We start from the raw sequence: 19710 nt of genomic DNA on the forward strand, positions 1-19710 counted from the left end.
CTAAGTCTGTAATGACAAATATGGTACCTACAATTATTAAAGAAGGTACTCGTGAGGTAACGACATCTCGTAATGTATCTGGTCGCGCATCTCGTTCCATCGTTATGGAAGCATCTGCTTACTTAGCAGGTGATGGGGATGGAGCTGGTATTACTGCTACAGGTATTCCTGCAGTACGTGGTGTAGTTGCTGTTGACCCTGATGTTATTCCATTAGGTACTCGCTTATTTATTCCAGGCTATGGTGAGGCCGTAGCAGCTGATACAGGCGGTGCCATTGTAGGGAATCGTATTGACCTTGTTATGGATTCCTATGGCGAAGCCATGGACTTTGGTCGACGTGATGTAACAGTTTACGTACTTGATTAATCTATAGTAATCATAAAAGGAGATATCCAAGTGATATCTCCTTTTTGTATAATTACCCTAATGAGAAAAGGACGATAGTTTCCGATGAGGAAATGTATCGTCCTTTTATTGTATAGATATTAGTCTATATAAGGAATTAGGTATTCATACTTTGTTCCTAATAATTCATTTTTTGGTATAAATTTGAGAGCAGATCCATTGATGCAATAACGTAACGATCCATTCGGGCCATCTTCAAAGACATGACCTAAGTGGGCATTACCAATTCGACTGCGTACTTCAATACGTTGCATACCATATGAGTTATCTTTGTAATACCGAATAACATCTTTTGCTATTGGTTTTGTAAAACTTGGCCAACCACAGTGTGACTCGAATTTACGTGATGATGCAAATAACGGCTCACCCGTAGTGACATCTACATAGAGTCCAGATTTAAATTCATCAGTCAATTCATGACTAAATGGTGCATCTGTAGCAGCATTCTGAGTCACTTCAAATTCTTGCGGTGATAAGGCTTGTAAGTCTTTTTCAGTCGGTTTGTTATAGGCGCTATCGTCTATAAGTGGCTCTTGGGAGAGACCGAGTGGAATGTGACAATAACCATTAGGATTTTTGTCTAAATAATCTTGATGATATTCCTCTGCAGAGTAATAGTTATCCAATGGTAGTACTTCGATGGCAAAAGGCTTGCTTTCAAAGGATTGAGCACGAGCTAATGTAGTTTCGATAATTGCTTTATCTGAGCTATCTGTATAATAAATGCCAGTTCGATACTGAATCCCTTCATCACCACCTTGTTTATTGATACTAAATGGATCAATAGCACGTAAAAAGTACTGAATTAAATGGTTTAATGATAAGGTATCTGCATCATAGATTACTTTAAGTGCTTCTACATGACCGCTGTCATGACATACATCTTCATAACTTGGGTTGGTAGTAGGTCCGTTGGCATAGCCGACCTCGGTTGAAACTATGCCAGGAATTTGGCGAATATAACCTTGTAAACCCCAGAAACAACCACCACCTAAGTATATTGTACGTTCTGTCATTTAATCACCCCATACTTCGTGTGCGATTTCTTTAACTAATGCCAATTTAGCCCATTGTTCTTCTTCTGTTAATTGATTGCCAATTTCACAAGATGCAAATCCGCATTGAGGGGATAGGCAAAGTCTTTCGAGAGGAATGTATTTTGTAGCTTCCTTGATACGATTTTTAATTACTTCTTTATCCTCTAATTGTGGATGTTTTGTTGTAATGAGGCCTAACACGACCTTTTTATTAGGGGATACTTCACGCAATGGTTCGAAGCCGCCAGACCGTTCGTCGTCAAATTCTAAATAGTAGGCGTCTACGTTTTCTTTAGCGAATAGAATAGGTGCTACTGGTTCATAGCCACCGCTAGCAGCCCAAGTAGAATTATAATTACCGCGGCATACATGTGTTGTAAAAGCTAGATCTTGAGGACGACCTTCTAAAGCTAAGTTGTTTACGCGTAAGTATTTCGCTGTTTCTCCTTCGATGGTTACGCTTTTATCCTTTTGGCGTCCAGTCCAATAGCCATGGTCACAACACATACCCCATGTACAATCATCAAATTGAATATTGCGACAACCTGCATCATAAAGGTCTTTTATGACTTGGCGATAGGCTGCTGCAATATCTTGGATTAATTCCTCTAAATCTGGGTAGAAGGAACGCGTTACAATACCATTATCTTCACGGAATAATTCTGCTAAAAATTGAGATGGTGCAGGAATGGTTTGACGTGCTGTCGTATGTTCATCTTCAAATTGTTTTACGAATTTGAAATGTTCTACGAATGGATGATTAGTTCCTGTAATTTTACCTGTAAGTGCAAGAGAACCTGGTGCTGTTTCTTGACCGTGGAATTTGTAGCCGTGCTCGAGCTCAATTTCTTTTACACCGTTAAATCCCCACATGAAATCCAAATGCCAATAAGCACGGCGGAATTCACCATCCGTAATAACAGGTAGACCTGCTGCTTTTTGTTTTTGGATAAGATCTGTGATGAGACGATCTTCGACGGCTGTTAAATCTTCGCGACTAATTTTGCCTTCTGTGAAAGCTTGACGTGCTTCTTTTAATTCTTCTGGGCGTAGAAATGAACCTACAATATCAAAATGAAATGGTGCTAATTGTTTAGACATAATAAATCCTCCTATAATAAACGGTATAACCGATAATTTCGATAGGTTTATTATAGCTAGGTTTAACTATATTTAAAAATATCTATATATTGCTGTTTGATATAGTCTAGAGTTATGGAGGCAACCAAATAGTATGGTATTAGTTATAAAGAAAAGTACATCCTTCTGTATAGAGGATGTACTGATTTAGTTTGTTAATTTTGATTTGTAGAAGCAAAAGATTTATTTTTCGCTGGGCAATTGAATATGTTTGCCATAGTTGTTTACATATTGCTCTAAGGCGTTAATATATCCTTGTCCTAAACGACTGCGTTGCATCTTGTTATTGGTAATATAGCCTATATGCATGATGCCTTCTTCCGCTAGGGGCACTGAAATGATGCTTTCACCATTGAATTCCTTATCGATAACACCGCTTGATACGGTATAACCATTGAGTCCGATTAATAGACTAAAGAGGGAGGCCCTATCGCGAACGCGTATATGTTTTGGGCGTACAACAGTACTGAAAATCTCTTCTGAGAAGTAGAACGAATTATGGTCACCTTGTTCAAATGATACATAAGGATATGGCTCCAATTCATCCATGGAGACCACTTTTTTAGAGGCTAATGGATGTTGTTTGCCGATAAAAATATGAGGGCTAGCCGTAAATAGTTCTGTAAATGTTAATTCGTTGGTGTGAATCAGTTTTTCCAATACAGGTCTATTAAACTCATTGTAATATAAAAGACCGATTTCGCTTTTCATATGCGCTACGTCATCAATGATTTCATAGGTTTGTGTTTCCCGTAATGAGAAATCATAAGAATCTACATCGCTTTGATTAATAAGGTCGATGAAAGCATTTACAGCAAAGGAGTAATGTTGTGTAGAGACGGAAAATTGTTTTTTCCCCCCCTTATTACTCTTGTACTGTTCTTCTAGCAGTGTAGCTTGTTCTAATACTTGGCGCGCATACCCTAAAAAACGTTCGCCGTCCTTGGAAACAGTAATGCCTTTATTAGTACGATCGAAGATGGTAATGCCCATTTCTTTTTCTAATTCTTTTATGGCTTTCGTCAAGCTTGGCTGTGATACGAATAGACGTTTTGCAGCCTCGCTAATACTGCCGATATTGGCAATTGTTGTTACATATCGTAATTGTTGTAATGTCACAATTATCTCCTTATATTATAGTTTCATATAATCTTATACTAAACTATTACACCTATTTAAGCAATGATATATATGTTACAATAATATAATAGATATAAGGAGGTCCTATGTTAAAAGAGGTCATTGTAGTAGAAGGTAAATCGGATATACAGCGTATACATCAGGCACTAGAAGCGGATTGTATTGCTACAGAAGGGTTCACATTGCGTAAGGGTGTTATTGAACAGATTCGGGTGGCCTATGAAAAACGGGGGATTATTATCCTTACCGATCCAGATACGGCAGGAGAACGTATACGTCGCGTTTTAACAAAGAAATTTCCTAATGCACAACATGCCTTTGTTCCTCGAGATGAGGCCTTTGCTAACGATGATATTGGCATTGAACAAGCTTCGCCAGAATCTATAATCAAGGCTTTATCCGTACTTCATACGGAATCGTTGGTATCCAGTGAGGAATTTACGATGGCAGATCTTGTACAACATGGCCTTTCTGGATTTCCTAATAGTGCTGATAAACGAGCTGCCGTTGGAGCTGCTTTGGGGATAGGCTATGGAAATGGCAAACAGTTTTTATATCGACTCAATCATTATGGCATCACTCGTGATGAATATGAACAAGCCGTTTCCAATTGTTAATATACTTTCAACCAATATAGTATTATATTCATAATAAAATTTAGAATAGGAGTATTCATGATAGAATCTATCATTGCGAGTCCAGAAGTAGTTCATTATATATGCAAACGTTTTGATATTAAAATGAGCAAAAAGTTGGGCCAGAATTTTCTGATTAAGCGTGGCATTGTTGATGAAATTGTAAAGGCTGCAGATTTACAAGAAGGAGAACCGGTGTTAGAAATTGGCCCTGGTATTGGCACGCTTACACAAGGTTTAGCGCAAAGTGGTGCTAATGTAACGGCTATTGAGCTCGATACGCGTTTATTAGAGGTGTTAGATACGACACTAGCTCAATATAGTAATGTAACTATTGTTCATGGAGATGTGTTGAAATTAGACGTGCCATCCATCATGAATCATGAACCATTTAAGGTAGTTGCTAATTTGCCTTATTACATTACGACGCCAATTATCATGTCTCTTTTGGAAAGTAGATTGCCTATCGAGCGTCTTGTTGTAATGGTACAAAAGGAAGTAGCCTTACGGATGGTGGCAAAACCAGGTACGAAGGACTATGGTGCATTATCGGTAGCTGTTCAATATTATACTAAGCCCGATATCGTACTAGATGTGCCGCCAAAATCTTTCTTGCCAGCACCAGCTGTAACGAGCTCTGTCATTCGCTGTGTATTACGTGATAAACCTCCTGTAGATGTAATTGATGAAAAACTATTTTTCCGCGTTGTGAAAGCTGGTTTTGCGCAACGACGCAAAACCTTTGCTAATACGATGAAGACTACAGGTCTATCCAAGGATAGAATCGAAGAACTTTTAGTAAAAGCTAATATCGATGGTCAACGAAGAGGGGAGACATTTACCCTACAAGAATTTGCCGATGTAGCCAATGCGTGGGCTGCCTTAATTAAATAATATAATTAAAAGGGCCTAAGGATTATTCTTAGGCCCTTTTGGATATAAAAAAAGGACCCGAATGGGTCCTTTAGTTTTAGTATAGAATGCCAGCCATTGTTGTAATAATAAAGGCATTTGCAAAGTCGATTAAGAATGCACCTACCAAGGAAACTACAAGCCATGCACGAGGGGATGGACCGTGTTTACTTGCCAAGGATAACATGTTAACCAATGCATTTGGTGTTGCACCTAAGCCAAAGCCGATGGCGCCAGCACCGAGCATAACTGCGTCGTAGTTGCGACCAAATAGGAAGTAAATGATGTATGCAAACACACAGATAAGCGCCATTTGTGCAACTAAAATTGTAATAAGTGGCAATGCAAGATCGATTAATTGTACAAGCTTCAAGCTGTTGATTGCCATTGTAACGAATAAGGATAATGCTACATTAGACACAGCGTCGAGAGCAGCATCGTTAATTTTGTAGGATTTTGTGAAATCACCTACGTTACGAATGATGGCTGCACAAATCATAGAACCGATGTATGCAGGCAACGGTGTAATGACAGATAAACCAGCACTTACGATGGTACCAATACCAAGAGCTAGGCCAATCCACATACAAATGGTTAACAAATCTTGAGAGTTGAATTGTTTTCCGCCGCCTTCAACATGATCTTCGATATAATCGATGTTGTCATCATCCATAGACTCAGGGTTGTCATAAGGTGTTTTTACCTTGTGCATCTTAATGATGCGTTCACCTACTGGAGCACCTAAAATCGTACCAGCCACCATACCGAATGTAGCTGCTGCAACAGCTGCGGATGCCGTACCTGGAATACCAAGTAATTGTTCATAGTATGGACCGAAGGCACCTGCTGTACCGAGACCACCAATCATGGATACGGAACCGGCCATGATACCGATAATTGGTTCGATACCCAATGCTTTGGCAATGGCAATACCTGCAGTATTTTGAACTACGATCCACACAGCGCAAGCAAGGAAGAAGAAGATAATGAAGATACCGCCTTTTTTCAATACTTTTAAGGACGCCATTAAACCGATGGTGGTAAAGAAGGCGAGCATTAAGAATGTTTGTAGGGAACCTTCGAACTTAATATCTAAAATATGATAATAAGAAAGAATAGCAGTTAAAAATGCAAATGGAAGAGCCCCTACAGCTGGTGCTGGCATACACATGCGTTGTAAAAACTTGGAATGTTTATTAATCCAAGTACCTATGAATAAGGTAATTACAGCGAGGCCCACAGTTTGAATCATGGACAGGTTTAGTGTCCATACATCGTTGACTAACTTTAGGTCAATCAGTGGCATAAAATCACTCCTTTTAACAAATAAAAATAATTTATTACATTGTATCATGAACAACCAATTAAATACTATAGAATTTATCATGTATACAAAATATGTATAGATTATATATTCTACGTCTTCCTTATAAATTCCTCTAATGAGAATAGAAAAATTTTTGATTGTATAAATGTGAGAATAAAATAGCGAAGGATCGATAGAAAGGACCTTCGCCATTTATATAGTGAACTAAGATTTAATTAAATCTCATTATGTAGTTTTGGTGTTGTTAAGAAAGTAACATCAGGATTACGCTCTAGAACCCAACCCATTTGCCATTCGTTGGCGATGAGTACAACGGTGCGGTCCCGGTTATCCTTTACAATCATCGCATTATCTAGACCTTTTAGTGTGGATGTATCTACGTCTCCGTCAATCCAACGTGCTACACTGTATGGCAATGTATGATTTAATAAATCGACACCGTATTCATTTTTTAGGCGGTATTCCAATACTTCAAATTGAAGCATACCGACAGCGCCAACTACGAAGGAGTCGAGAGCACCTGATTGTTCAAAGATTTGAACAGCCCCTTCTTGGGCAAGTTGTGTCATCCCTTTTTGAAATTGTTTGCGTTTCATCGTATCTTTTGGAGATACACGAGCAAAGAATTCAGGTGGGAAGACAGGGAAGTCGCCAAATGTAATCTTATGCTTTTGTGCACACAGTGTATCACCTACACCCATTGTGCCGGCGTCGAAGACACCGATAATATCGCCAGGATACGCATCTTCTACAATGGTACGTTCTGTAGCCAAGAATTGTTGTGGTTGTGATAAGCGAATCGTCTTATTCGATTGGCGATGCAATACGGACATGCCCTTTTCGAATTTACCAGAGCAGATACGCATAAATACGATGCGATCATGGTGATTAGGGTCCATATTGGCTTGAATTTTAAATACTAATGCCGAGAAGTCTTCGCTTGTAGGTTGTACAACCTCTTCGATTGCTTGACGTGGAGCAGGGGATGGAGCGAGTTCTAAGAATTTTTCTAAGAATGGTTTTACCCCAAAGTTTGTCATAGCGGAGCCGAAGAACATCGGTGTCAATTCGCCGGCGCGCACCTTATCAAAATCGAATGGGTCGCCTGCAACGTCTAATAATTCGATATCATCAAGCAATGCTTGATATACATCGTCACCTAGTAATTCTTTCATGCGAGGGTCCGTTAACGCACCTTTTTCAGAGGCTAACTTTTCTTGACCATGTGTTTCATCTTTTGCAAAGAGCTCAATTGTTTCGTGTTCTCTATCGTATACGCCCTTATATTCACCGTTGATGCCAATTGGCCAGTTCATAGGGCATGTACGAATGCCTAGAACGTTTTCGATTTCTTCCATCAAATCGAATGGGCTGCGGCCGAAATGGTCAATTTTGTTTACGAATGTAAAGATAGGAATGCCCCGTTCTTTAGAAACGGCAAATAGTTTTTTAGTTTGCGCTTCGACGCCTTTAGCTACATCGATGAGCATGACCGCACTATCGGCTGCCATTAATGTACGATACGTATCTTCAGAGAAGTCCTGGTGACCAGGGGTATCGAGGATGTTTACGCGACATCCATCGTAGTCGAATTGCAATACGGAACTCGTTACAGAGATACCACGTTGCTTTTCGATTTCCATCCAGTCAGATACAGCATGCTTTGCTGTTTTTCGAGACTTAACGGAGCCTGCCAAGTGAATAGCGCCACCGTATAATAGTAATTTTTCTGTTAATGTTGTTTTACCCGCATCCGGGTGAGATATGATAGCAAACGTACGACGACGTTTTACTTCTTCTAAAAATGTCATAATTCACCTCTGTTGTTTTGCTTGTGAAAGTTTAATTGTAGTGTACAATTTTCACATCATTCATATCTTTAAAATTATACATGATTTTGGTAGTTATGACCACTAAATTGTAGTATAATGAGATTTCAAAGAGCGACTACGGGGATGGTCGCCATATGTACGTTAAGGAGGGGACCATGCGGTTATTTATTGCAGAAAAGCCATCTATGGCTCGAGAAATCAGTAAATGTTTGCCGGAAAATAAGAATATACAAAAACGCAATGGTTATTTTATTCAAGGTGATGATGTTGTTACATGGGTTGTGGGGCATGTATTACATCAAGCCGAGCCTGGTGACTATGACGATAAATATATCCGTTGGCGTCCTCAAGATTTACCAATCGTACCTACTGAGTGGAAATTGCTCGTAACCGATAGCAGTCGCCAACAGTTTGAAACCGTTAAAGATCTTATCGGAAAGGCTGATATCATCGTTAACGCTGGTGACCCCGATAGAGAAGGGCAGTTACTAGTCGATGAGGTTTTGTATTTTGTAGGCAATACAAAACCGGTGCAACGGATTTTATTAAATGCTTTGGACGAGAAATCTGTAAAATCCGCATTAGGTGATTTGCGTGATAATAAGGACTTTCACAATTTATATCAATCTGCATTAGCTAGAGCACGTGCCGACTGGCTAATTGGGATGAATTTATCGCGGGCCTATACATTATCTGAACGGTATAAAGGTAATAAGGTAACATTACCTATAGGTCGTGTAAAAACACCAACGTTAGCACTCGTGGTACGTCGTGAACGAGAATTAGCCGATTTTAAACCGGTTGATTATTTTACCGTTAAAATTTTATATACCCATGAGAATGGTACTTTTTGGGCAACGTGGCAACCTAAGGATGAACAAAAAGGATTAGATCCAGATGGGCGTCTCATTAATAAGGGGGTTGCTGAAAACTTAGTGCAACAGCTAGCATCAAGCCCTGATGGTGTGGTAAAATCCGTTACAAAATCCAAGAAGAAAGATTTACAACGGTTGCCATTATCACTATCGTCATTACAAGTGTTGGCAGGGAAGGCATACTCTTATGACCCTCAAACTGTACTTGATACGGCACAGAAATTATACGAGAAAAAATTGACCACTTATCCTCGTTCTGATTGTGAATATTTGCCACCTAATCAATATGGCGATCGCATGGCTATTCTCAGCAATTTAGTGCAATCGGGGGATGAAAAACTTTCACAATGGGCACAAAATGCGGATAGAAATATTAAGAGTCGTGCATGGAATGAAAAAAAGATTACTGCCCATCATGCCATCATTCCAACCACAGTTGCTTGTAATGTAAACAGCCTAACTCAAGCAGAACGTAATATTTACTTTCTCATCAGTCAGGCCTATATTGCTCAATTTTATGGAGAACATGTATATGAGCAAACAAGGATTGTAGTTGGTCAATGCGAGGAAGAATTCGTTGCCAATGGTCGCGTTGTTATTGAAGAAGGCTGGAAGTCCTTATATAAGCGTCAAAAGTCTAAGACTAACGCAGATGGTGAGGAACCGGACTTAACCGATGATCGAGGGGCTGAATCGGGACCTAAAAAGGATGCTATCGAAGAAGCGGATCATTTACCAGCCGTTAAAAAGAATGATGCTGTGGAATATACTGATTCATCTATAGAGGCTAAACAAACAAAGCCACCATCTAGGTTTACGCCGTCCACATTATTGCAGGCGATGAAGGAAATTCATAAGTTTGTTAAGAATGAAGAGTTGAAGAAACAATTGAAGGCTGTATCCGGTATCGGAACGGAAGCAACGCGGGCTAATATTATTGATGAATTAATTAGTCGTGGGTTTATGAAGACGTCGGGCAAGAAGCAGGTGTTATCTCCTACCGATACGGGATATCTCTTGGTAGATGCGTTGCCTGATGAATTATTATATCCTGATGAAACAGCAGTATGGGAAGAACGACTTGCTCTGATGAGTGAAGGTGAGGATACACTGGAATCGTTCTTGAAAGACCAAATTCAATTCTTACAACACTTGATTGATAAACTTGGCTTTGATAAACAGGTAAGTCGCGACCAAATGATGCCAAATGTGGTTCGTACCATTTCGAATCAGAATTCAAAACAACCAATGGATGCTAATCAAGTGAACCTAAAGGATTTACCTGAATGTCCATCCTGTAAAAAGGGTCGTTTACAACAACGTAACGGTAAGTTTGGCGCCTTTCTAGGGTGTACCAATTATCCATCTTGTCGGTATACTCAACCCGTTGATGGCGGGAATGACCGAAATATAAGTGCTGATCTTGAAGTACCAGAAGAGTCAAAACAATATGTATGTCCTCGATGTAAAAAAGGATATTTTGTAAAACAGCAGATGAGAGGTCGTACTACATGGATTTGCAGTAATCGTTCTGCTTGTAAGACTCAGTGCATGGATGTAGAGGGCGTACCAAGTATCTATGTAAATCAAAATAAATAATGGCACAAAAAAATGCGTGTAGCTTATGATATGCTACACGCATTTTGTGTTATCTGCGTTTGCCACGTCGACCTGTTTGAGATGTAGAGGTACGGCGTTGTCGGGTGTTGGAGCCTTTGTGGCCTCGAGCCTTATGGGCTTTTGCCTTTGTAGATTGATAGGAACTTGTAATTTTAGGCTTAGATGTTGCTTTTTTGCGTTTTGGCGCAGTGCTAGCATTACCTTTAGTTTTGATTTGCCCATCTTTTGTGTATTTTGTTAAAGTTGCTTGGATGGCACGTTCTATGCGTCGTAACCAAGATTCGTCGGCTGGTGTAGCGAAGGTAACGGCTATACCGGAGTTGCCCGCACGACCTGTACGACCGATACGATGGATGTAGTAATCTACATCATGAGGTACATCATAGTTGTATACATGAGTGATGCCTTCAATATCGATGCCGCGCGCTGCAATATCGGTAGCTACCAAAATTTGTGTTTTCGCCTTTGCAAAGTCTCGAAGTATTTGTGTACGTCGACCCTGTGTTAGGTCGCCGTGCATTTCTGCTATATTAAGTCCTGCAGCTGTTAATTCATAAGAGAGGCGAATGGCGCCTTCTCGTTTGTTACAGAATACAATTGCCAAATAAGGATTGTCGTCCTGAATCATTTTGATGAGCCGTGGTGTTTTTTCCTCTGCATTCATCATATATATGCGTTGGTCGATTGAGTCTAGTGTAATATGTTTACCTTCAGCTGTAACTGACACAGGTTTTGTCATGTACGCTTTTGCTAGGTTGCGGATTTTGTCCGGAATCGTAGCAGAGAAGAGCAGTAATTGACGATTTGCATCTGTTTGGCCAATGAGGTTTTCAATGTCTGGTAAAAATCCCATGTGAAGCATTTGATCGGCTTCATCCAGCACTACGCGGCGGATTGAGTCAAGATGTAGAGAACCGCGTTTGGCATGGTCTAATAAACGACCAGGTGTACCCAAAATAACATGAGGGCGTCGACCTAATTGTTGTAATTGGGATTCGATTGTTTTGCCGCCGATGAGAGGAAGAATATCGACGCCTAACACTGCGCCTAGTACCTTCGCTTCATCGGAAATTTGCTTAATGAGTTCCCGTGTTGGTGCGATAATCAATACTTGTTCTTGGTGTACATCTGTGTGAATACGTTGCAATATCGGCAATAGGAAGGCCAGTGTTTTGCCTGTTCCTGTTTGTGCCTTTGCAATAATATCGTTGCCTTTAAAGACGATGGGAATCGATTGTTCTTGAATTGGCGTTGGTTCCTTGATGCCTTGTTTTTGTAAGGTGCTAATGAGTTCATCACAAACGCCTAAGGATTTAAAAGATTTCATGAGTCGTCCTTTCTTTAATACATATTATATTAATTATACCCAATCTCGTAGAGGTGAGCAAATATATGTCTATAGGGGCCCTTGATCCATGAATAATGATAGTTAAATATTATAGATGATATGATAAATGAGAATGCAATATATAAAATTGAGAATAGAATGTATTGTAATAGTTAATGATTCTTGCATGATAAATAGTTAAATGAGAATTGATATAGCAATAAATGATAATTAAATAATCTTTATTCTCATAATTAGAAATTGAAGAGTGATTTATGCATAAAATTTCATTAGTGGATAACAAAGATTATATAAGTGTTTAGACTGTATTTTAAAAGTAATTTATAATCATATTTAATAATATGTATTAGTAATTTGAATAACAAAATGATAATTATTGTTGAAATTCTAAATGCGCATGATATAATAATTTAAGATATTAATACGCATTATTATTTGGTGTGTTTAATATGAGGTTGTTAGGTACAATAATTAGGAGGTGTCGTATGGCTATCAAAAAGTTAAAAGACATGAAACCAGGTGAGTCTGGTCTTATTGTTACACTACATGGCAGTGGCAACGTTAAGCATCGTCTAATTGACATGGGTCTTGTACATGGTACAAAAATCCATGTTATGAAGTTTGCCCCTTTGGGGGATCCGGTGGAAATCAAAGTAAAAAACTTTGAATTAGCACTTCGTAATAGCGAAGCTGGCATGATTGATGTAGAGGTTCAATAGGAGGTTCACATGGCAGAAAAAGGGCAAATTCGAATTGCCTTAGCAGGTAACCCTAACTGTGGTAAAACTACAATGTTTAACAATATCACAGGGGCGAAGCAACACGTTGGTAACTATGCCGGCGTTACAGTAGAAAAAAAGGAAGGCTATAAGAAATTTGATGGCCATGAGTTATTGTTTATTGACTTGCCAGGTACATATAGCTTAACTGCACGTTCCTTGGATGAGTTAGTAGCGCGTAATGTTATCGTAAATGATAACCCAGATGTAATTGTTAATGTTCTTGATGCATCTAATTTGGAACGTAACTTATATTTAGCTGCACAATTATTGGAACTTGAAAAGCCAATGGTTATTGCTCTAAACATGTCTGATGTTGCTGAAGATATGGGCATCAAATACGACCTAAAAAAAATGGCAGAAATGACAGGGGCTACAATCGTTAGCACAGTAGGTCGTACAAACATTGGTACAAAAGAGTTGTTAGAAGCAACAGTTAGTGTAGCTGCTTCTCAAAAAGCTCCTGGTGTAACAATTAACTATGGCGATTTGTTAGAAGGCAAAATTAGTGAACTTGTAGAAGAACTAAAACAAGCTGGTACTGTTACATATCCACTTCGTTGGGTTGCTGTTAAGTTGTTAGAAAAAGATGCGGACGTTATTGGCAAAGTTATGCGCTTTGAAAATACAGAAGCTGTTATTGAAAAAGCGAAAGCGATTCGTGAAGAAATTAAAGATCAAGTCGATCTTGATGTAGTATTCCAAGAATATCGTCACCGCTTCGCAGTAGAAGTATATAATACATGTTTAACACAGGCTCCTACACAATTAGAAACGCGTTCTGACCGTTATGATAAAATTTTAACTCACCGTATTCTTGGTTTGCCAATTTTTATGGTTGTAATGTGGTTACTATTTAACTTCGTAAATACTGTAGGTGCTATTCCTCAAGGTTGGATTGAAGATGGCTTTACTGCATTACAAGCATGGGTTATAACAGTTATTCCAGAAGGTCAGTTACAATCACTTATTTCTGACGGTATCATCGCCGGTGTAGGTGCTGTATTATCCTTCGTACCATTAATTCTATTATTATTCCTTGGTATCTCTTTCTTGGAAGATACAGGGTATATGGCACGTGCTGCCTTCGTTATTGACCGTGTAATGCGCGCTTGTGGTTTACATGGTAAATCGTTTATTCCTTTATTATTAGGTTTTGGTTGTTCCGTACCATCCGTAATGGGTGCTCGTATCCTTGATAACTATAAGGATCGAATGGTTACTATCTTAATTACACCATTCATGAGTTGTTCTGCACGCTTACCTGTTTATACTTTGTTTGCAGCAGCATTTTTCCCTCCTGAATGGGCTGGTACTGTTGTATTTGGTGTGTATGCATTAGGTATTGTATTTGGTATCGTATTTGCTAAAATTTTCCGCAAATATTTATTTGCTGGCGAAGCAGAACCATTCGTAATGGAATTGCCTCCATATCATTTACCAACTTTAAAAGCTACATTAACTCATATGTTTGAACGTGGTATTATGTACCTTAAAAAAGCAGGTACTTTCATTCTTGCTGCTTCCATCCTCGTATGGTTCATCACAACATATCCAATGGATGTAGAATACTCCAAAGATTATGATGCATTGCATGATCAAGTAGCTCAAACATATGAAATGAAAGATGCTGAAACTTTGGCTCATTTTGGTATCGCTACAGATGAACAAAAAGACCAAGTTAATGAAATCGTAGATAATATGAAATCTACTGTAGCAGATGCCACTACACAAGCAGAGGATGCTGGAGAAGCTGCTCCTGAAATCGAAGTAGAAGATGATTCTGAAGCACCTGAATTGTTCAATGACATTAAAGAACAAAATGAACAATTATTCCCTGTAGCATGGGCTATGTATAAAAACCAAGCTAACTTGGATGATGAAAATCAAAAAATTGACGAAGAACAAAAATCTGAAAAATTGGAACAATCCTATGCTGCTATGTTTGGTAAAGCAATCAATCCAGTTCTTAAACCATTGGGCTTTGACTGGAAAATCGGTGTATCTCTTGTGGCTGGTTTAGCAGCTAAAGAAGTTGTTGTATCTACATTGGGTACTATCTATGCAGTAGGTGGTGATACAGATCATCCTCAAGCATTGACTGATTACTTACAAAATGATCCACACTTTACACCATTGATTGCATTAACATTAATGCTATTCATCTTGATTTACCCTCCATGTATCGCAGCGCTAGCAGTTATTAAACGCGAAACTGGTTCTTGGAAATGGATGTTATTCATGTTCTGCTATGAAAATGCTTTCGCATGGATTGCATGCTTTATTTTCTACAATATTGGTTTGGCACTAGGCTTCTAATTAAAGCGTAGCTAATCACTATGGTTTACATTCCTTAGATACCTAGAACTAAATTGTATTGACATAATGTAATTTAATTATAGAAAAATTTAAAATAGTTCTTGCCAATTATCATTATTTATGGTTAAATGATAATGAGAAAAGGGAAATATCCAAATATATTGCTTTTAACTCATTTATCATATATCAATTTATGAAAATTTGGTGGATATTGAGAAAGAAGGAATTATAATGGATAACCTAATTATAGGACTCATAGTGATATTAGCATTGGCTTATCTTGGTACAAAAATTTATAAACAAGTGTCTGGTAAAGGTGGCTGCGGCTGTGGTGGCGGTGGCTCCAAGTCTGGCTCTAAAAAATCTTCTGGTTGCGGTGGTAGTTGCAGCTGTGATGGTTCCAATAAAGCACTAGGCATTAAACGTACCGCTAAGTAAGCTAATACGAATTCTGAATTTGAATGAGGGGTCTCTATAATGGGCTCCTCTTTTCAAATATAGTAAGTAAATTTTTTATATATTTATTAGTAGAAAGGGATATTATCATGTTCAACTTCAACCAAAACAATCTTAAAAACGCTAACTTATTCGCAGCAGGTCTTGCATTGGGTACTGTAGGTCTTAAAGTGTTGACTTCTAAAGACGCTAAAAAAGTATATGCTGGTATCGTAGCAGCAGGCCTTCGTGCAAAAGAAACTGTATTGGAAACAGCTGAAAAAGTACAAGCTTCTGCATCTGATGTATTGGCAGAAGCTCAAGAAATCAACGAAGCTCGCAACGAAGAAATCTTTGAAGAAAACAAATAATAGAAGGGTTTAACTATGTTACAATTTTCTGTTGTACGAAAACTCAGAAATCGCTTGCATGTTAAGGTAACAGGTCATCGCTTTACAGAAGCTGAAGCTGCTTATGTAGAGGATACATTATTACTTAATGATGCAATTGTAGATGTAACCTTCTACACTCGTAGCAGTCAGATCGCCATTAAACATAATGGCGATTCTGATGCTGTGCGTGATGCAGTGTTGGGTCTACGCGATTTAGATTTGTCCGAAGCTCCTGCTTTGAACGAATATTCTCCACGCTTGGTAAATAAAAAATACCGTGAAATGATGATTAATCGCACTGCTATTTACTTAGGTAAAAAAGCAGTGTTACCTGCACCAATTGCGGCTGCATGGGCATGGTTTGATGGTATTAAGTTTATCGGTAAAGCGATTAAAACATTGTGGCAACGTAAGTTAACCGTAGAGGTTCTCGATGGTGTTGCTATTGGTGCAGCTTTACTTCAAAAAGATTATCCTACAGCTGGTGCTGTCATGTACCTATTAGGTATTGGCGATATCTTAGAAGAATGGACTCACCGTAAATCTGTATTGAATCTTGCTCAAAGCATGTCTTTGAATGTTGATAAAGTATGGGTTTTAGTTGACGACATTGAAGTGAGCAAGCCTGTTAACGAAGTTGTGGAAGGCGATAAAATCATTATCCGTCAAGGTGAAGTAATTCCATTGGATGGCACTGTAATCGATGGTGTTGTTCTTGTAAATGAAAGCTCCATGACTGGTGAACCAGAAGCAGTTCGTCGCGATCAAGACAGTTCTGTATATGCAGGTACTGTTGTTGAAGACGGTAAAGCTATTGTAGAAGTGCGTAGCACATCTAAATCTTCTCGTTACGAAAAAATCGTTAACCTCATTGAAGAGTCTGAACAAATGAAATCCGGTATGGAACAACAAGCATACCGCATGGCTGATAAATTAGTGCCTATTAGCTTTATCGGTGCTGGTTTAACATATTTGTTGACTCGAAATGTGATGAAAGCATTGTCTTTCGTAATGGTTGACTTCTCTTGTGCTCTAAAATTATCCATTCCATTGGCAGTACTTTCCGCTATGCAAGAAGCATCTAAACGCGGTATCACTGTTAAAGGTGGTAAATTCTTAGAACAAATTGCACAAGCAGATATGATTGTATTCGATAAAACAGGTACTCTTACAAAAGCAGAACCTGAGTTTGAACAAATCATTCCATTTAATGGTCATGATGCAGATGAAATGTTAAAATTGGCTGCATGTATTGAGGAACATTTCCCTCATTCCATGGCAAAAGCAATTGTACGTGCTGCTAAGGATCATTCCTTGCCTCACAAGGAAATGCACTCCGATGTAGAATACGTTGTTGCCCATGGTATTGCATCTAAAGTTGGCCGCTACCGTGTACGCATTGGTAGTGCTCATTACATCTTTGATGATGAAAAAACTAAGATTCCTGCTGATGAACAAGAAAAGTTCAATAACTTGCCAAATTCATCTTCCCATATTTACCTCGCTATTGGTGGTACATTAGCAGCGGTTATTTGTATTAAAGACCCTGTACGTGATGAATCAAAACAAGTTATTGCTGATTTACATGCATTAGGTATTAAAAAGGTTGTCATGATGACTGGTGACTCCAAACGCAATGCTCAACGCGTAGCCAATGAACTTGGTATCGACGAAGTGCATGCAGAGGTATTGCCAGAGGATAAGGCAACTTATGTAAAACAAGCAAAAGCAGAAGGCTATACCGTAATGATGGTAGGGGATGGTATTAATGATTCCCCAGCTATTTCTGAGGCACATGTAGGCATCGCAATGAATGAAGGTGCTCCTATTGCCCAAAAAATTGCGAATGTTACAATTTCCTCTGATAACCTACAAGCTCTTGTAGATTTACGTCGAATTTCTATGGCATTGATGAAACGCATCAAAGCTAATTACAATGGCATTGTTGGTTTCAATGGCGCCCTTGTAGGTGGTGGCGTACTTGGTTTCATGCCTCCAAGTCAAACAGCTTGGTTACACAATCTATTCACATTGGGAATTGGTATTGAAAGCATGACTCCATTATTGAAGGAAGAAAAACCTGAAGACAAAAATACAATTGATATTACTGCAGAATCTACTGTTGCATAATCATTGATTGTTCCGTGTTTAGTACATGGATTGTATTAAAAGACCTCTTATAGAAAATTTCTATAAGAGGTCTTTTTTTGTGGCATTTTACTGGTGTGTAGTGTACAATATCAAGTGATTAATTATCTTAGGAGAACGTATATGAACACTATATTAGATATTTGTAAACGATCACTATATATGAATATATTTATCGTAGCCATTCCTGTTATTTCTTATATGATTCATAATGGCTCTAGTGCTACAGTGGCATTGGTATGGTATTTATTGCTATCCTTATGTATTCCTTGGGCGTATTTATCGTTTAAATCAAGTACATTTGGAGCTGGAAATAAACGGATTAACCGCATTATATATGTGCTGGGGTGGGCCGTTATTCAGTTTGCTACCTATAAACTAATGTTTCTTGGATTGGACTTAAATTGGTTATGGGGCTTGCCATCCGTTGGTCGTGATATTATCTTCCTTGTCGGTATGTATGGTCAAGTTACCATTGTTCTTATCATAGCTTATGTAATTTCTCAATTGTTGGGAGGTTCATATGAATAAGCAGTTTATTGTATTTACTTTGGTTAGTGCTTTTTTTGTAAGCGTTGTGACTGCTGTATTGCATCAAACCGGGTTAGGTTCTCCATATCTTACATTCCCAGTTTTATCTCTATTGGTACCTGTTCTCTTACAACGAATGCGACAAGGGCAATTTAGTGAATTGCCACTTCACATGGGGTATCATGTATACAGTTGGGCTATTTTTACGGTTATTAATCTATTTACTACGCCGTTCAATGTAACATTAGAAAATCAAGCACTTATAGTATTAATCCTTTTATGTGTATATTTCTTTACACAGGTTTTACTTGAACTCGTAGCTTTATTAATGACATTTTTCTTCAAGCGTCATCATAGATGGGGTGCAGTTGATGAAGCTTTAGATATGGCCGTGTATATTCTACCAATTCCATTTATCTATTTAGGTTCTATCTTTTACATCAATTTAACAGATCCTATCATGGTAGCTTATTTTGGTCCTACTATTAGTTTGAATGCGTTAGTGGGGGAATTCCTCTTTATCATCCTTTCCATGTTAGTCTTTGCATTCTATATGTATCCTCGGAATGGTGAATATAGAGGGACTAGATTATTGCGTATTGTCGTTACAGCTGCTATGCTATTAGCTATGAATGGTCATATCTTATATGGTGGGTATATACCAGAATTTGTGAAAGCAATAGCACCTACTGTATTCCCAATCTATCAAGGTAATCCTCTTGTATTCTTTACACCAGGGTTATTAGAACTTGTGTTTATTATCGTATCTGTATTAATTGGTAAATTAGTAGAGATAGGTGTAATAAAAGCTCTTACTAAGAGCAAATCTTAAT

General features: G+C 38.5%; 17 protein-coding genes. 11 read left to right on the plus strand and 6 right to left on the minus strand.

Annotated elements, in window-relative coordinates; genetic code table 11:
- The coding region (locus RYP29_RS03340; RefSeq protein ID WP_311532862.1) for a 3D domain-containing protein at positions 1–368 on the plus strand (368 nt) is incomplete at its 5' end.
- Positions 369–487: 119 nt separating this feature from the next.
- Here RYP29_RS03340 and msrB read toward each other — a convergent pair.
- From msrB to RYP29_RS03355, 3 genes are all read right to left on the minus strand, one after another.
- Positions 488–1423: a peptide-methionine (R)-S-oxide reductase MsrB gene (gene msrB / locus RYP29_RS03345; protein ID WP_311532863.1), complete on the minus strand. Its 936-nt coding sequence runs from the start codon at positions 1421–1423 to the stop codon at positions 488–490.
- Entirely contained in the window at positions 1424–2545 is a 1122-nt protein-coding gene (locus RYP29_RS03350; protein WP_311532865.1) for a 5-methyltetrahydropteroyltriglutamate--homocysteine S-methyltransferase, read from the minus strand.
- A 222-nt stretch (positions 2546–2767) separates the two neighbouring features.
- Entirely contained in the window at positions 2768–3703 is a 936-nt protein-coding gene (locus RYP29_RS03355) for a LysR family transcriptional regulator (RefSeq protein WP_311532867.1), read from the minus strand.
- A gap of 107 nt (positions 3704–3810) precedes the next feature.
- Between RYP29_RS03355 and rnmV the strand changes: the two genes are divergently transcribed.
- Both rnmV and rsmA read left to right on the plus strand, forming a co-directional pair.
- A complete protein-coding gene (rnmV, locus tag RYP29_RS03360) occupies positions 3811–4341 on the plus strand; it encodes a ribonuclease M5 (RefSeq protein ID WP_311532870.1) in 531 nt (176 codons plus the stop codon).
- 57 nt (positions 4342–4398) lie between these two features.
- Entirely contained in the window at positions 4399–5253 is an 855-nt protein-coding gene (gene rsmA / locus RYP29_RS03365) for a 16S rRNA (adenine(1518)-N(6)/adenine(1519)-N(6))-dimethyltransferase RsmA (RefSeq protein WP_311532872.1), read from the plus strand.
- A gap of 76 nt (positions 5254–5329) precedes the next feature.
- On the opposite strand, the gene RYP29_RS03370 is transcribed toward rsmA, so the two are convergent.
- Entirely contained in the window at positions 5330–6577 is a 1248-nt protein-coding gene (locus tag RYP29_RS03370; RefSeq protein WP_311532874.1) for a sodium/glutamate symporter, read from the minus strand.
- A gap of 236 nt (positions 6578–6813) precedes the next feature.
- On the minus strand, positions 6814–8409 hold the full coding sequence (locus RYP29_RS03375; RefSeq protein ID WP_311532876.1) for a peptide chain release factor 3: 1596 nt from the start codon (positions 8407–8409) through the stop codon (positions 6814–6816).
- Positions 8410–8585: 176 nt separating this feature from the next.
- Between RYP29_RS03375 and RYP29_RS03380 the strand changes: the two genes are divergently transcribed.
- Positions 8586–10904 carry a DNA topoisomerase 3 gene (locus RYP29_RS03380; protein ID WP_311533023.1) on the plus strand — a complete coding sequence of 773 codons (2319 nt, stop codon included), beginning with the start codon at positions 8586–8588 and terminating at the stop codon, positions 10902–10904.
- Between the two features lie 49 nt (positions 10905–10953).
- Here the strand turns inward: RYP29_RS03380 and RYP29_RS03385 are convergent, their stop codons facing one another.
- Positions 10954–12252, minus strand: coding sequence for a DEAD/DEAH box helicase (locus RYP29_RS03385; RefSeq protein ID WP_311533024.1), 1299 nt, complete (start codon positions 12250–12252; stop codon positions 10954–10956).
- 506 nt (positions 12253–12758) lie between these two features.
- Here RYP29_RS03385 and RYP29_RS03390 point away from each other — a divergent pair.
- The 7 genes from RYP29_RS03390 (at position 12759) to RYP29_RS03420 (ending at position 19709) form a co-directional block, all read left to right on the plus strand.
- A complete protein-coding gene (locus tag RYP29_RS03390; RefSeq protein ID WP_005376797.1) occupies positions 12759–12992 on the plus strand; it encodes a FeoA family protein in 234 nt (77 codons plus the stop codon).
- 9 nt (positions 12993–13001) lie between these two features.
- Entirely contained in the window at positions 13002–15371 is a 2370-nt protein-coding gene (gene feoB / locus RYP29_RS03395) for a ferrous iron transport protein B (RefSeq protein ID WP_314985629.1), read from the plus strand.
- 231 nt (positions 15372–15602) lie between these two features.
- On the plus strand, positions 15603–15809 hold the full coding sequence (locus RYP29_RS03400; protein WP_311531810.1) for a FeoB-associated Cys-rich membrane protein: 207 nt from the start codon (positions 15603–15605) through the stop codon (positions 15807–15809).
- A 107-nt stretch (positions 15810–15916) separates the two neighbouring features.
- Complete coding sequence (locus tag RYP29_RS03405) at positions 15917–16177, plus strand: DUF6110 family protein (RefSeq protein ID WP_005376730.1); 261 nt, start codon at positions 15917–15919, stop codon at positions 16175–16177.
- A 15-nt stretch (positions 16178–16192) separates the two neighbouring features.
- Positions 16193–18328, plus strand: coding sequence for a heavy metal translocating P-type ATPase (locus tag RYP29_RS03410; RefSeq protein WP_311531812.1), 2136 nt, complete (start codon positions 16193–16195; stop codon positions 18326–18328).
- A 141-nt stretch (positions 18329–18469) separates the two neighbouring features.
- The gene (locus tag RYP29_RS03415; protein ID WP_311531814.1) at positions 18470–18877 is read left to right on the plus strand and encodes a hypothetical protein; all 408 of its coding nucleotides are present in this window, start codon (positions 18470–18472) and stop codon (positions 18875–18877) included.
- On the plus strand, positions 18870–19709 hold the full coding sequence (locus RYP29_RS03420) for a hypothetical protein (RefSeq protein WP_311531815.1): 840 nt from the start codon (positions 18870–18872) through the stop codon (positions 19707–19709). The genes RYP29_RS03415 and RYP29_RS03420 overlap by 8 nt, the downstream gene beginning before the upstream one ends.
- Position 19710 lies beyond the last annotated feature (1 nt).

Origin of the sequence: uncultured Veillonella sp., assembly GCF_963534045.1 — a bacterium.
GTDB lineage: Bacteria > Bacillota > Negativicutes > Veillonellales > Veillonellaceae > Veillonella.

Coding starts and splice junctions, on each gene's coding strand:
- msrB (WP_311532863.1), bottom strand. CDS start 1,423: ATGACAGAACGTACAATATACTTAGGTGGTGGTTGTTTCTGGGGTTTA.
- RYP29_RS03350 (WP_311532865.1), bottom strand. CDS start 2,545: ATGTCTAAACAATTAGCACCATTTCATTTTGATATTGTAGGTTCATTT.
- rnmV (WP_311532870.1), top strand. CDS start 3,811: ATGTTAAAAGAGGTCATTGTAGTAGAAGGTAAATCGGATATACAGCGT.
- rsmA (WP_311532872.1), top strand. CDS start 4,399: ATGATAGAATCTATCATTGCGAGTCCAGAAGTAGTTCATTATATATGC.
- RYP29_RS03370 (WP_311532874.1), bottom strand. CDS start 6,577: ATGCCACTGATTGACCTAAAGTTAGTCAACGATGTATGGACACTAAAC.
- RYP29_RS03375 (WP_311532876.1), bottom strand. CDS start 8,409: ATGACATTTTTAGAAGAAGTAAAACGTCGTCGTACGTTTGCTATCATA.
- RYP29_RS03380 (WP_311533023.1), top strand. CDS start 8,586: ATGCGGTTATTTATTGCAGAAAAGCCATCTATGGCTCGAGAAATCAGT.
- RYP29_RS03385 (WP_311533024.1), bottom strand. CDS start 12,252: ATGAAATCTTTTAAATCCTTAGGCGTTTGTGATGAACTCATTAGCACC.
- RYP29_RS03390 (WP_005376797.1), top strand. CDS start 12,759: ATGGCTATCAAAAAGTTAAAAGACATGAAACCAGGTGAGTCTGGTCTT.
- feoB (WP_314985629.1), top strand. CDS start 13,002: ATGGCAGAAAAAGGGCAAATTCGAATTGCCTTAGCAGGTAACCCTAAC.
- RYP29_RS03400 (WP_311531810.1), top strand. CDS start 15,603: ATGGATAACCTAATTATAGGACTCATAGTGATATTAGCATTGGCTTAT.
- RYP29_RS03405 (WP_005376730.1), top strand. CDS start 15,917: ATGTTCAACTTCAACCAAAACAATCTTAAAAACGCTAACTTATTCGCA.
- RYP29_RS03410 (WP_311531812.1), top strand. CDS start 16,193: ATGTTACAATTTTCTGTTGTACGAAAACTCAGAAATCGCTTGCATGTT.
- RYP29_RS03415 (WP_311531814.1), top strand. CDS start 18,470: ATGAACACTATATTAGATATTTGTAAACGATCACTATATATGAATATA.
- RYP29_RS03420 (WP_311531815.1), top strand. CDS start 18,870: ATGAATAAGCAGTTTATTGTATTTACTTTGGTTAGTGCTTTTTTTGTA.